Source organism: Caulobacter sp. GW821-FHT09B08 (genome assembly GCF_059418225.1).
In genome coordinates, this window is the sequence record NZ_JBWKPL010000002.1 from 338,503 (window position 1) to 352,139 (window position 13,637).

Annotated in this window: 12 protein-coding genes; 9 read left to right on the forward strand and 3 right to left on the reverse strand. The window is 69.1% G+C overall.

The window, feature by feature from the left end:
- Positions 1-4 precede the first annotated feature (4 nt).
- On the forward strand, positions 5-1,285 hold the full coding sequence (locus AC07OA_RS07975) for a glycerate kinase type-2 family protein (RefSeq protein WP_494663252.1): 1,281 nt from the start codon (positions 5-7) through the stop codon (positions 1,283-1,285).
- Positions 1,282-2,367, forward strand: coding sequence for a tartrate dehydrogenase (locus AC07OA_RS07980; RefSeq protein WP_494663253.1), 1,086 nt, complete (start codon positions 1,282-1,284; stop codon positions 2,365-2,367). The genes AC07OA_RS07975 and AC07OA_RS07980 overlap by 4 nt, the downstream gene beginning before the upstream one ends.
- Here AC07OA_RS07980 and AC07OA_RS07985 read toward each other — a convergent pair.
- Positions 2,364-3,524 carry a lactate 2-monooxygenase gene (locus AC07OA_RS07985; protein WP_494663254.1) on the reverse strand — a complete coding sequence of 387 codons (1,161 nt, stop codon included), beginning with the start codon at positions 3,522-3,524 and terminating at the stop codon, positions 2,364-2,366. The genes AC07OA_RS07980 and AC07OA_RS07985 overlap by 4 nt on opposite strands.
- Before the next feature lie 209 nt (positions 3,525-3,733).
- On the opposite strand from AC07OA_RS07985, the gene AC07OA_RS07990 reads away from it, so the two are divergent.
- Positions 3,734-4,528, forward strand: a complete 795-nt coding sequence (locus tag AC07OA_RS07990) for a MipA/OmpV family protein (protein ID WP_494663255.1) — start codon at positions 3,734-3,736, stop codon at positions 4,526-4,528.
- A 108-nt stretch (positions 4,529-4,636) separates the two neighbouring features.
- Here the strand turns inward: AC07OA_RS07990 and AC07OA_RS07995 are convergent, their stop codons facing one another.
- Entirely contained in the window at positions 4,637-6,799 is a 2,163-nt protein-coding gene (locus AC07OA_RS07995; RefSeq protein WP_494663256.1) for a TonB-dependent receptor, read from the reverse strand.
- Positions 6,800-6,951: 152 nt separating this feature from the next.
- Complete coding sequence (locus AC07OA_RS08000) at positions 6,952-7,719, reverse strand: GntR family transcriptional regulator (protein WP_494663257.1); 768 nt, start codon at positions 7,717-7,719, stop codon at positions 6,952-6,954.
- A gap of 149 nt (positions 7,720-7,868) precedes the next feature.
- On the opposite strand from AC07OA_RS08000, the gene AC07OA_RS08005 reads away from it, so the two are divergent.
- From AC07OA_RS08005 to AC07OA_RS08030, 6 genes are all read left to right on the forward strand, one after another.
- Positions 7,869-9,197, forward strand: a complete 1,329-nt coding sequence (locus tag AC07OA_RS08005) for a CitMHS family transporter (RefSeq protein WP_494663258.1) — start codon at positions 7,869-7,871, stop codon at positions 9,195-9,197.
- A 79-nt stretch (positions 9,198-9,276) separates the two neighbouring features.
- Complete coding sequence (locus tag AC07OA_RS08010) at positions 9,277-10,908, forward strand: long-chain-fatty-acid--CoA ligase (RefSeq protein ID WP_494663259.1); 1,632 nt, start codon at positions 9,277-9,279, stop codon at positions 10,906-10,908.
- Positions 10,905-11,339 carry a MerR family transcriptional regulator gene (locus AC07OA_RS08015; RefSeq protein WP_494663260.1) on the forward strand — a complete coding sequence of 145 codons (435 nt, stop codon included), beginning with the start codon at positions 10,905-10,907 and terminating at the stop codon, positions 11,337-11,339. Before AC07OA_RS08010 ends, AC07OA_RS08015 begins: the two co-directional genes overlap by 4 nt.
- Before the next feature lie 186 nt (positions 11,340-11,525).
- The gene (locus AC07OA_RS08020) at positions 11,526-12,824 is read left to right on the forward strand and encodes an acyclic terpene utilization AtuA family protein (RefSeq protein WP_494663261.1); all 1,299 of its coding nucleotides are present in this window, start codon (positions 11,526-11,528) and stop codon (positions 12,822-12,824) included.
- Positions 12,824-13,132: a DUF4387 domain-containing protein gene (locus AC07OA_RS08025; protein ID WP_494663262.1), complete on the forward strand. Its 309-nt coding sequence runs from the start codon at positions 12,824-12,826 to the stop codon at positions 13,130-13,132. The genes AC07OA_RS08020 and AC07OA_RS08025 overlap by 1 nt, the downstream gene beginning before the upstream one ends.
- A 63-nt stretch (positions 13,133-13,195) precedes the next feature.
- A complete protein-coding gene (locus AC07OA_RS08030; RefSeq protein ID WP_494663263.1) occupies positions 13,196-13,636 on the forward strand; it encodes an acyl-CoA thioesterase in 441 nt (146 codons plus the stop codon).
- The last annotated feature ends 1 nt before the right edge of the window (position 13,637 follow it).

Below are 13,637 nucleotides of genomic sequence, written 5' to 3' on the forward strand. Positions count from 1 at the left end.
CCACGTGACCAACCAGCAGGCCCGCGAGGCCTTGAGGGCGATGTTCGACGCCGCGGTGGCGGCCGCCTCGCCGGCGCTGTGCGTGCCGCCGCATCTGCCGGCGCCGCCCAAGGGACGGACGGTCGTCATCGGGGCCGGCAAGGCCGCCGCCGCCATGGCCGCGGCGGTCGAGGCCCACTGGGACGGACCGCTCGAGGGGCTGGTGATCACCCGCTACGGTCACGGCGTCGACTGCGAACGAATCGTCGTGGTCGAGGCGGCTCATCCCGTCGCCGACGAGGCCGGCATGGCGGCGACGGCGGCCATGGTCGAGCTGCTGCGCGACCTGACCCCCGACGACCTGGTGCTGTGCCTGCTGTCGGGCGGTGGCTCGGCCCTGTTGGCCGCGCCCGCGCCGGGGCTGACCCTGGGCGACAAGCAGCACGTGACCCGGGCCCTGCTGCGCAGCGGCGCGCCGATCGACGAGATCAACTGCGTTCGCAAGCATCTGTCGGCGGTCAAGGGCGGGCGGCTGGCCCAGCTGGCCGCGCCGGCCCGGGTGGTGACCTTGGCGATCTCGGACGTTCCCGGCGACGACGTGTCGGTGATCGCCTCGGGGCCGACCACGCCCGATTCCAGCACCCGCAGGCAGGCCCTGGCCATATTGGAGCGCCGGAAGATCGCCGTACCCGACCACGTCCGCTACTGGCTGGAGGATCCACGCAGCGAGACGCCGAAGACGGTTCCGCGCGGCGAGACCGTGCTGGTGGCCCGTCCGGGCGACGCGCTGGAGGCGGCGGCCCGCGAGGCGCGTCGGCGTGGCCTCAACCCCGTCGTGCTGGGCGACGCCATCGAGGGCGAGGCCTGCGTAGTGGCGGTCGAGCACGCGGCCCTGGCTCTGCAGATCGCCGAGGGGCGACGGGCGGTCGGCCTGCCGTGCGTGCTGCTGTCGGGCGGCGAGACCACGGTCACGGTGCGCGGGGGAGGGCGGGGCGGCCGCAACGCCGAATACCTGCTGGCCCTGGCTGTGTCGCTGCAGGGCGAGGCCGGCATCCACGCCCTGGCGGCCGACACCGACGGTGTCGATGGCTCGGAGGACAACGCCGGGGCCCTGCTGTCGCCCGACAGCCTGGCGCGCGCCGAAGCTTTGGGCGTGAACCCCGCCGAACGGCTGGCCGACAACGACGGCTACGGCTTTTTCGAAGCGCTGGGAGACCTGGTGATCACCGGTCCGACCCGCACCAACGTCAACGATTTCCGGGCGATCCTGATCGACGCCCCGCCTTCCTCGGAGCCTCTCGCATGACCAATCAACGCCAGTATCGGATCGCGGTGATCCCCGGCGACGGGATCGGCAAGGAGGTGGTGCCCGAGGGGCTGCGGGTGCTGGAGGCGGTCTCGGCGCGGTTCGGCTGTACGTTCGCGTTCGACCATTTCGACTTCGCCTCGTGCAACTATTATCTCGAGCACGGGACGATGATGCCGGCCGACTGGAAGGCCCGGATCGGCGGCCACGACGCCATCTTCTTCGGCGCGGTGGGCTGGCCAGAGACCGTGCCCGACCACGTCTCGCTGTGGGGCTCGCTGATCCAGTTCCGGCGCGAGTTCGACCAGTACGTCAACCTGCGCCCCGTCAAGCTGATGCCCGGCGTGCCCAGTCCGCTGGCGGGCCGCAAGCCCGGCGACATCGACTTCTACGTGGTGCGCGAGAACACCGAGGGGGAGTACTCCTCGATCGGCGGCAAGATCTTCCCCGACACCGAGCGCGAGGTGGTGATGCAGGAGACGGTGATGACCCGCGTGGGCGTCGACCGCATCCTGAAATACGCCTTCGACCTGGCCGCGCGGCGCGACAAGAAGCACCTGACCTCGGCCACCAAGTCGAACGGCATCTCGATCACCATGCCCTACTGGGACGAGCGGGTCGAAGCCATGGCGCCGAACTATCCGCAGGTGCGCTGGGACAAGTACCACATCGACATCCTGACGGCGCACTTCGTCCAGCATCCCGACTGGTTCGACGTGGTGGTGGCCTCCAATCTGTTCGGCGATATCCTGTCGGACCTGGGACCGGCCTGCACGGGCACCATCGGCATCGCCCCGGCCGGCAACATCAATCCCGAGCGGACCTTCCCCTCGCTGTTCGAACCCGTGCACGGCTCCGCGCCCGACATCGCGGGCCTGGGCGTGGCCAATCCGGTGGGGCAGATCTGGTCGGCGGCCCTGATGCTGGACCATCTGGGCGAGCCCGAGGCCGCCGCGGCGGTGGTCACGGCCATCGAGACCGTGCTGGCCCAGCCGGAGCTGCGCACCCGCGACCTCGGTGGCCCGCTGGGCACCGAGGCCTGCGGCCGGGCCATCGCAGAGGCGCTGGCCCAGGCGGGCTAGACGGCCCGAACCAGGCCCGCTTCGCGGAGAGAGGCGATGGTCGGATGGCCATCGACCGCCATCAGCAGGTCGGCCTCGGCCAGCAGGCACTTGAGCACGTGGGCCGCGCCCTCGGCGCCGTCCAGCGCCAGGCCGTAGGCGTAGGGCCTACCCACGCCGACGGCGCGGGCGCCCATGGCCAGCGCCTTGACGACGTCGGTCCCCGACCGGATCCCGGAGTCGAACAGCACCGGCGTGTCGCCGGCCGCCTCGACCACGCCCGGCAGCATGTCGATGGCGGCCAGGCCCCCGTTGGCTTGGCGTCCGCCGTGGTTGGAGCAGTAGATGCCGTCGGCGCCCAGGTCGATGGCGCGCCGGGCGTCGTCCGGATGGCAGATGCCCTTCAGGATGATCGGCAGCTTGGTCAGGCTGCGCAGCCAGGGCATGTCGTCCCAGGTCAGCACCTTGCCGAACACGCCGGTCCAGGCGCGCACGGCGGCGGCGGGATCCTCCTGCGGCGGCTTCTCCAGTAGCTTCCTGAAGGCGGGATCGGAGAAGTAGTTGGACAGCACGTGCCCGCGCAGCTGCGGGAAGTTGCCGGTGTTGAGGTCGCGCGGCCGCCAGCCGGTGACCCAGGTGTCCAGGGTGACGACGATGGCGCGATAGCCGGCCTTCTCGGCCCGGGAGACCAGGCTGGCGGCCACGTCGGGATCGCGCGGGGTGTAGAGCTGGAAGAAGCCGGGCTGGTCGCCCAGGGTCTGGGCCACCGTCTCCAGCGGGTCGTTGGACAGGGTCGAAAGGGTCAGGGGCACGCCGGTCGCCACGCTGGCCCGCGCCGCCGCCAGGTCGCCGTGCTGGTCCTGGGCGCAGATGCCGATGACGCCGATAGGGGCCATGAACAGCGGCGTCGGATAGCGGTGGCCGAAGAGCTCGATGGAGAGGTCGCGCTTGGCGCTGTCGACCATCATGCGCGGGACGATGCCCCAGCGGCCGAAGGCCTCGGTGTTGCGCCTCTGGGTCAGCTCGTCGCCGCAGCCGCCCTGGACATAGTCGCGGACATAGGAGGGCATGGCGGCGATGGCCCGCGCCTCCAGCCCGGCGGCGTCCACGGGCACCTTGGGGACCACGCCCGACAGGCCTCGGAAATAGATCTCGTTCTGATAGTCGCCGAAGGCCATGTTTCCACCCTTGTCATTTTCGGCGCAGTTCGGCGCCGTTCGCGCCGTCCCGCAAGGCTCATCGCAGCCTTGCAGATGATCAATGATAACTGAATTCGAAAATATTCAATTTGGGATGCAGAATTTCGGAGGGTGAGCTCCGGCGGGCGGCGTCTTGGGCGTATTGCAAGCGCTCGGATGTCCTGGGCGCGCGTCGCTAGGAGACATCGATGCGGCTTCTACCCATGGGCTCCCTGCTGGCCTTCCTGCCGCTGCTCGCCACGCCCGCCGTGGCCAAGGAGGAACGGGCCTGGTCGGGGAACATCGCCATCGGGGCCGGCATGCGGCCGGACTATCTCGGCTCGGAGGACCTGGAGGCCACCCCCTATGTCGCCGGCCGCATCAACTACGGCACGTTCTATCTCGACTTCCAGGGCGAGCAGGTCCGCCTCAACGTCTCGCCGTTCGAAGGGTTGGCCTTCGGTCCGATGATCGATGTGGAGAACAAGCGCGACGACGGGGTGAAGAACCCGCTGGTGGCCAAGCTGCCGGAGATCGACGACGCGCTGGAGGCCGGCGGCTTCGTGGCCTATTCGCGCCGCGCCGTCTTTTCCGACCGCGACGAACTGACGGTCATGGCCAACTACATGACCGACACGTCCGACACCTTCGACGGCGGGGTAGGGGCGGTCAGCATCAGCTACGGGCGTCGCCTGAACGGGCGCTGGTCGGTGGGCGGCTCGGCCAAGCTCGACATCGTCGACAAGAAATACGCCCAGACCTATTTCGGCGTCACGCCGTCCCAGTCGGCGGTCAGCGGCCTGCCGACCTACGACCTGAAGGGCGGGGTGCGCGACGTCGCCCTGAGCGTGAAGGTCGGCTACGCCCTGACCGACCATTGGAACCTGCAGGTCCTGGGCGGCTACAAGCGCCTGACCGGCGACTTCGCCGACAGTCCGCTGGTGAAGAACGGGGGCAGCGCCGACCAGTTCAGCGCCGCCATCGCCGTCGGCTACCGCTTTTAGGAAATCCCCGTGGAGCCGCAGAGCCTACAGCTCCACGTGGATCCGGACGGTGTCCGGAAGGCCGCTAGCCTCTTCCTCCCCCCGGAAGGGCTAGCGGCCGGTCGGCGATCAGTGCTTCCAGTTCAGGGTCACGCCGAAGGTGCGCGGCGGGTTGTAGGCCCCGAAGTTGGCGCCCAGGAAGACGGCCTGGTAGGTGCGGGTCGTCTCGTTGGAGAGGTTCTTGCCCCACAGCGAGACCGTCCAGTGATCGCCGGGCGCGGTGTAGACGGCCCGGGCGTCGTAGAAGCTGGTCGGGTCGCGGCGCTCGGGTCCGGTGTTGGAATTGTCGTCGAAGATCTTGCTTTCATAGCGATAATCGACGGCGAACCGGACGTCGCCGCCCTGGGGCAGGGCCAGGTCGTAGGACGGCGACAGCACCAGCTTGTGCTTGGGCGTGCGCGAGATGCGGTTGCCCGAGTAGTCGATGCCCGGTTCCGGCGAAAACTCGTCGAACTTGCCGTCGGTGTAGCCGTAGTTGACCACCAGGCGCGCGCCGCCGAACGGACGCCAGGCCAGGTAGCTCTCGTAACCCTTGATCGTGGCCTTGCCGGCGTTGTCGGTCACGACCGACAGGTCGGGCAGGGTGCGCCGGGTCTGCAGATCTTCGTACTTCATGACGTAGAGGGTGTTGTTCCAGACCAGCGTCCCGCCCAGGAAGGTGCTCTTCTGGCCCACCTCGTACTGGGTGGCGTATTCCGGATCGAAGCCGTCGGCGGCGTCGGCGGCGTTGCCGGGGGTGTCCTGGAAGCCGCCGCTCTTGAAGCCGCGCGAGATCATCCCGTAGAGCATGTGGTGATCGGCCGGCTTGAAGTCGAAGCCGGCGCGCCAGGTCCAGGCCTTGTAGGTGTCGGACACCGAGACGGCGAAGCGTTCGTCGCCGCGGAAGATCGAGTCGCCGGCCAGGTTGTCGACGCGGTAGTCCTTCTCGTCCTTCGAATAGCGCAGGCCGCCGATCAGCGAGAAGCGGTCGTTGACCGGAACCGTCACGTCGCCGAAGGCCGCGTAGCTCTTCAGGCCCGCCGACTGGGTGTAGACCTCCGTGCCCGCCCCGCCGATGTCGAGCACCAGGCTGTCGAGGCGATCGGTGTCGTTGCGGAAGGTGTAGAGGCCGGCCACCCAGCGCACCGGGCTGCTAGGCAGCGACGACAGGCGCAGTTCGTGGCTGGAGAAGTCGGACTTCTCGTCGTTGCCGCCGGAAATGCCGATGAAGTTGGTGGTCGGGTTGCCGCCGTCGAAGTCGTAGGCGGCGTGGTAGTCCAGGTCGCGGTACGAACCCAGATAGGTCAGGGTGGCGAACGACAGGTCCCAGTCGGCCTGGAAGCGCACGCCCCAGGTGTCCTTGTTCTGGTAGCCGTCGTCCGAGCCGGCGGTGTGCTTGCGGTCGCGGTCGATGGTCCAGAGCCCCGACATCGGGTCGCTGTCGTCCAGGTCCAGCACGTGTTGGGCGGGGCCGGTCTCGCGGCTGCGCGTGCCGTCCACCGTGGCCAGGAAGCGCACGCTCTCGGTCGGCTCGAACCGCAGCGACAGGCGGCCGCTGCGGGTGTCCTGGTCCTCGACGTCGTCGCCGGTGAAGGTGTTCTTCACATAGCCGTCGTGGGTGCGCCAGCTGCCGCTGGCCCGGATGGCCGCCTTGCCGTCGGCGAACGGGGCGTTGATCATGCCCGCGCCTTCCAGGCGGCTGTAGTTGCCGGCCGTCACCTCGGCGGCGGCGTCGAAACCACTCAGGCTGGGCTTGTACGAAACGACGTTGACGGCGCCGCCCACGACGTTGCGGCCGTACAGCGTGCCCTGCGGGCCCTTCAGCACCTCGATGCGCTCGACGTCGAACGCGTCGAACGATACGGCCGCCGGGCGGCCCAGATAGATTTCGTCGAGGAAGACTGCCGAGCTGGGATCGCCGGCCGCGCCGCGGTCGTACGAGCCGATGCCGCGGATCGCGATGCGCGGCTGCGAGGCGGGGAAGGCGTCGAAGCTCAGGCCGGGCGTCAGCCCCGCCACGTCGTCGATCTGCCGGATACGGGCTTCCTGGATCTGTTCGCCGCCGAAGGCCGTCACCGTGACGGGCACCTCCTGCAGGCTTTCACTGCGACGCTGCGCGGTGACGACGACTTCCTCGATCTGGACCGTTTCGGGCGCGGTTTGGGCGGGCGCGGTTTGGGCCAGCGCCGGAGCGGCCGCTAGCAGCGCCACCAGCGCCGGTCCACAGATCAAGGCTTTGCGGCTGACCGCCATGTTTCAACTCCCCATTTTCGTTCTTGCGGCAGCGATCAAGCCCTGCCGTGGAGAGACCTTAGGGGAGTTGGATCACATCCGTCAATAAACTGGATGCAATTGCGGTGGTGAATGGATGTGTCTATGAAGGCTCAAGGGAGGAACCTTCGCCGTCACCGCCGTATGGCGGCCGCGTGCAGACGGGTCCTGGTAGCTAGAACGTGGTCCGACATGAGACGCCCCGCCTCCAAACTGTCCTCGGCCAGGATCGCGGCCAGGATCTTCTCGTGATCGTCCTGCGATTGGAGGATGTGATCGGGCGGCGTGACGGGCACCTGGCGAAGGCGCGGCGGGACGCACGCGGCCACGGTCGGGCACAGACGCGCGGCGTCGCCGAACAGCGGATAGACCAGCGTCATGCGGATGGCGTTGCGCAGCACCGTGTTCTGCGCGGCGTGAAGGATCTGGGCGTGGAACTGACGGTTGATCGTGTACCACTCGCGCTCGATCGTTTCGGACCAGACGCCGGCGTCGGTGACGGCGCGGCCGGCGGCGGCCAGGCGCTTCAGATTGTCCAGCGCCTCCGGAGCCCAGCCCAGGTCCACCGAGGTTCGGGCTCCCAGGCCCTCCAGCGCCGCGCGGGTGTCGATCGAATCGAAGATGTCGCCCAGCGACATGGCGCGGACGGTGTAGCCGCGATTGACGCTGTAGCTGACCAGCCCCTCGGCCGACAGCACCGCCAGGGCGCTGCGGATCGGGGTGCGCGAGACGTTCATCTCGGTGGCCAGGGCCTCGGCCCGCAACCGGGCGTCGGGCGCGATCTCGCCGGTCACGATCCGCTCGCGCAGACTCGTCAGGGCCGTGTGAGTCGCCGGCTCGGTGTGGGGCGTGTCCAAGCCGCCCGCGCCGTGTTCCTGTTCCTGAGCCGTCGCCGCCGTCATGTCCGCCCTCTGATCGATATGCGCGCGCTCCCCGATGCGCGCCCCCTTCCTTACACCGGTCGCCCCGAGACCGCGCAAGTCACTCCATGCAACCGCCGCATCCGGACCTTCGCGTCCGCCCGGCCCATTCTGATCCCGGAGACCGCCTCGTGATCGACGTTCTGAGCCAGCCCGCCGTTCTCGGCCTGCTGATGGTCGTGACCTTCATGACCCTGATCATGACCAAGCGGATGTCGGCGGTCGCGGCCCTGCTGATCGTGCCGATCGTGTTCGGCCTGCTGGCGGGCGCGGGTCCCAAGCTGGGCGACATGATCCTGGATGGTGTGCTGCAGGTGGCGCCCACCACCCTGATGCTGTCGTTCGCGGTGCTCTACTTCGCTATCATGATGGACGCGGGCCTGTTCGAGCCCCTGGTCCGCAAGGTGCTGTCGATCGTCGGCGACGATCCGCTGCGGATCAGCCTGGGCACGGCGATCCTGGCCACCGCGGTGTCGCTGGACGGCGACGGCACGACCACGGCCCTGATCGTGATCACCGCCTTCCTGCCGGTCTATCGGCGCGTAGGCATGAACCCGCTGATCCTGGCCACCCTGCTGGGCCTGACCAACGCGCTGATGAACTACGTGCCGTGGGGCGGGCCGGCGGCGCGCGCGGCGGCGGCCACCCATGTGGACCTGGGCCAAGTGGTCGGGCCGATCCTGCCGGCGGCGGCGGTGGGCCTGCTGGCCGTCTTCGGCCTGGCCTGGATGTTCGGGCGCTCCGAGCGCAAGCGGCTGGCCGGTCGTACGGCTACCGCCAACGACGGTTTCGCCCCCAATCCCGCCCCGACCGACGGCGACGGCGTGCGCGCCATCCGCCGGCCCCGGCTCTTCTGGTTCAACCTGGCCCTGACCGTGGTGCTGATCGTGGGCATGGTCTCGGGCCTGGCGCCGCTGCCGGTGCTGATGATGTCGGCCTTCGCCATCGCCATCACCGTCAACTATCCGTCCCTGAAGGACCAGAAGGCGCGACTGGCGGCTCATGCCGACAACGTGGTCAACGTCGTGGTGCTGCTGTTCGCGGCCGGGGCCTTCACCGGTATCCTCAACGGGGCGGGCATGGCCGACGCCATGGCCAAGTCGGCCCTGTCGATCATTCCGCCGGAAGTCGGTCCGTATCTCGCGCCGATCACCGCCCTGGTCAGCATGCCCCTGACCTTCGTGATGTCCAACGACGCCTACTATTTCGGCGTGGTGCCCGTGGTGGCCCAGGCCGCGGCGGGCTTCGGCATCGAGCCGGCGGCTATCGCCCGCGCCTCGCTGATCGGCCAGCCGGTCCATGCGCTCAGCCCGTTGCTGGCTCCGATCTACCTGGCCTGCGGCCTGCTGGGCGTGGACGTCGCCGACGCCCAGCGCTTCAGCCTGAAGTGGGCGGTGCTGATCTGCCTGGTGGTGCTGGTCTCGGCGCTGGCCATGGGCGCGATCCCGCTGCGCGTCTGATTCCACTGCGCGCCTGACCGCGCGCCAATTTCCGTTCTGATTTCGAAGCGCGCCGTCGAAGGCGCGACGGTGAGGAAACATGCTTGGGCGAATGCAGGACTGGCCGCTGACGGTCGACAAGATCCTGGATCACGCGCGGACCTGGCACGGCGACCGCGAGGTGGTCTCGCGCTCGGTCGAGGGGCCGGTGGTGCGCACCACCTACGCCCAGATTCACGACCGGGCCCGGCGGCTGTCGTCGGCCCTGCTGGACTGGGGGATCGCTCCGGGCGACCGGGTGGCGACACTGGCCTGGAACACCGCCCGGCACGTGGAGGCCTGGTACGCGGTGATGGGCATCGGCGCGGTCTGCCACACGCTCAATCCACGCCTGTTCCCCGAGCAGCTGATCTACATCGTCAACCACGCCGGCGACCGGATCATCTTCGCCGACCTGACCTTCGCGCCGCTGCTCAAGGCGATCCTGCCGCACTGTCCCACCGTCGAGCGGGTGGTGATGCTGGCCGACGACGGGGCGGTCTTCGACATCGGTCCGACGACGGCCCATGCCTACGAGGCGGTGATCGCGGGCGCTTTCACCCCAGCCGTCTGGGGCGGTTTCGACGAGAACACCGCCTGCGCGCTCTGCTACACCTCCGGCACCACGGGCGATCCCAAGGGCGTGCTCTATTCGCACCGCTCCAACTTCCTGCACACCCTGATGGGGCTGCAGAGCACGGCCCTGGGCGCATCGCCGGCCGAGGTGATCCTGCCCATCGTGCCGATGTTCCACGCCAACGCCTGGGGCATCGCCTTCGCCGCGCCCGCCGCCGGGGCCAAGCTGGTGATGCCGGGTCCGAAGATGGACGGCGCCGCGATCCACGAACTGATCGAAGGCGAGGGGGTGACCTTCGCCGCCGCTGTCCCGACGGTGTGGCAGGGTCTGCTGGCCCACCTGCGGACCAACGGCCTGGGCGTGGCGACGCTGAAGCGGGTGCTGATCGGCGGCTCGGCCGTGCCCGAAAGCCTGATCCGCGCCTTCCATGACGAGTTCGGCGTCGAGGTCATCCAGGCCTGGGGCATGACCGAGACCTCTCCGATAGGAACCCTGTCCAACCCGCCCGCCGCCCTGGTGGGGCTGGGCCTCGACGCCCAGATGCCCTGGCGGCTGAAACAGGGCACGCCGACGTTGGGCGTGGAGCTGGCCGTCAAGGACGAGCACGGCGAGGTCCAGCCGCACGACGGGCGCAGCGTCGGCCGCCTGATGGTGCGCGGACCGGCGGTGGCGGCCAGCTACTTCGGGCGCGACGAAACGATTCTCGACGCCGACGGCTGGTTCGACACCGGCGACATCGCCACGGTCGACCCGATGGGGGTGATGCAGATCACCGACCGGGCCAAGGACGTGATCAAGTCCGGCGGCGAGTGGATCAGCTCCATCGAGATCGAGAACATAGCCACGGGTCACGCCGACTGCGCGGTCGCGGCGGTGATCGGCCTGCCGCACCCCAAGTGGGACGAGCGGCCGGTGTTGGTGGTCCAGCTCAAGCCCGGGGCGGGCCAGGACCGCGCCTCGCACCTGGCCTGGCTGGAAGGCAAGATCGCCAGGTGGTGGATGCCCGACGACGTGGTGTTCGTGGAGGCCATTCCGCTGGGCGCGACCGGCAAGGTCGACAAGCGCGGCCTGCGGACCTTGCTGGCCGATCACCGCCTTCCCGAGGCGCTGGGATGAGCCGGGCCGCCCCTGGCGAGACGCTGGCGGTGGGGGTCTCGATCGGAACGCTGTGCCGCCGCCTGGAGGTCACGCCGCGCACCCTGCGTCTCTACGAGGAGCGCGGCCTGGTCGTCGCGCGCCGCAGCCGGCGGGGCGACCGGGTCTATGACCCGGAGGAGGTGGCGCGCGTTTCCCTGGTCGTGGCCCTGCGGCAGCTGGGCTATGGCCTGTCGGAGATCGGCGGGCTGGTCGACCTGCCGGGCGAGGATCGCGACCGTATCGTGGCCGAGAAGCTGACCGAGCTCTGCCGCCGCAAGGGGCGGGAACTGGCCTATCTGATCGAGGTTCTCGAAGGGCTGCGGCAGGGGCGGGGCCTGAGCCAGAGGCTGTCGACCTTTCTGGACCGCGTCGACCCCGCCGAGCCCCTGGAAACCGGCCTGACGATCTGAATCCAAAATTGGATCCAATTTCTTGACATACTGCATCCTAAGATATTAGGTCTCTCGTGAAGCGGTCGACAGGGCCGCGCCCTTTCGTGGTGGAAGCGCATGTTGGCTGGTCCGATCAAAATCATAGTGCCGTGCGGTTCGCTCGGCGCGGGGGTCCATGAGGACGAGGTTCGCCGCGGTCTGGCGATGGGCGCCCATGCCATCGCCACCGACGCCGGCTCCACCGACAGCGGCGCGGCCTACCTGGCCCTGGGCATGTCGAAGAACAACCGCGCCTCGGTGAAGCACGACCTGGCCATTCTGATGAAGGCCGGCGCCGAGGCGGGCATCCCCGTCATCGTCGGCACCAGCGGCCAGGCCGGCGGCGACAAGAATGTCGACTGGACCCGCGACATCGCCCTGGAGATCGCCGCCGAGCAAGGGCTGAACCCCAAGATCGCGCTGCTCTATTCCGAGGTGGACAAGGCCTCGCTTAAGGCCCGCAACGCGGCCGGGCGGGTCAAGCCGCTGGCCCCGCTGGGCGCCCTGGACGACGCCACCATCGACTCGTGCGACCACATCGTGGCGGTGCTGGGCGCCGAGCCCTATGTCGCGGCCCTGGAGGCCGGCGCCGACCTGATCCTGGGCGGCCGCACCACCGACACGGCCGTGCTGTCCAGCTTCGCCCTGATGAAAGGCGCGCCGTGGGGACCGGCCTGGCACGCGGCCAAGGTCGCCGAATGCGGCAGCCAGTGCGCCGTCTACCGGACCAAGGGCGCGGGCGTGCTGATCACCATCGGCGCCGATGGTTTCGAGGTCGAGACCCTGAGCCTGGAGAACCGCTGCGACCCGCACAGCGTCTCGGCCCACATGCTGTACGAGAACGCCAACCCCTTCCGCCTGACCGAGCCGGGCGGCGTGCTGGACGTCACCCAGTCGCGCTACGTGGCGCTGGACGAGCGGCGGGTGGGCGTCACCGGCTCGGTGTGGGAGAAGACCCCCTACACCATGAAGCTCGAGGGCGCTGGGGCGGGCGGCTACCAGACGATCATGCTGGTGGGCATCCAGGATCCCGAGGTCCTGTCGCGCCTGGACGAGTTCCACGACAAGATGCTGGCCGCCCTGACCCATCGGGTGCACAGCACGATCGGCGCGGCCGCCGGGAACTTCCACATCTCGCTGCGCCTCTATGGCTGGAACGCCGTGTCGGGCGACAAGCCGCCCCCGGGCACGCCGGCCCCGCGCGAGGTGGGCGTGCTGTTCGTGGCCACCGCCGCGACCCAGGAAATGGCCACCCAGATCGCCAAGGCCTGCAACGCCTGGTTCTTCCACTTCCCGATCGTCGAGGACGAGGAACTGCCCAGCTACGGCTTCGCCTTCACCCCGGCCGACATCGAGCGCGGCGCCGTCTACGAGTTCAAGCTCAACCACGTGGTCGAGGTCGATGACCCAATGGAACTGGTCCGCACCACCTGGATCGACGTGAAGAAGAAGGAAGCGGCGTGATGACGACCGTCAAGGATGTCTGCCGCCACGTGCGGTCCAAGAACGCCGGCCCCTACTGGGTGACGTTCGACCTGTTCTTCGACGGGCCCGAGAGCTTCGAGAAGCACCACGCCAATCCGGCCCTGGGCCCGCAGCTGTTCCAGCGGCTGTTCGGCGCCGATCCGGCCCTGGTGCGCCACTATCCGGTGGCCGACCTCAACGTGGTCAAGATCTCCTACGCGCGCACCTCGCCCCAGGGCGGGGTGGTCGAGCGCGACATGCACTGTGGCCAGCAGTTCGTGCGCCTGCTCGACATCCAGCTCGACTAGCGCCCGCTTAAGGCCCGGGGGCGGCCGTTCCCGCGGCCGCCCTTCGTTTCGCCAGGACGCTCCATGCCTCTCACTTCCCGAGCGCCGCGCGGGGCGCTCCAGCCGCCTCCGGGGCCGCTGACCGACTATCCGGTGACGGTCCGGGTCGAGGACATCGACCACATGGGACACGTCAACAACGCCGTCTATCTGCAGTGGGTGCAGGCCGCCGTCATCGCCCATTGGGAGCGGATCGCCGACGCCGAGGCGGTGGCGCGGCACCTGTGGGTGGCCCTCAAGCACGAGATCACCTACCGCAGTCCCGCCTTCCTGACCGACGCCATCGTGGCCACCACGGGCATCGAGCGCGCGGCGGGCGTCAAGGCCCAGTTCCAGACCCTGATCCGTCGCGGCGACTGCCTGCTGGCCGAGGTGAACAGCCTGTGGTGCTGCATCGACCGCCAGAGCCACCGGCCGGTGCGATTGCCCAAGCCCACCCTGGCTCGCTTCGTCGCGCCGGCCTGAG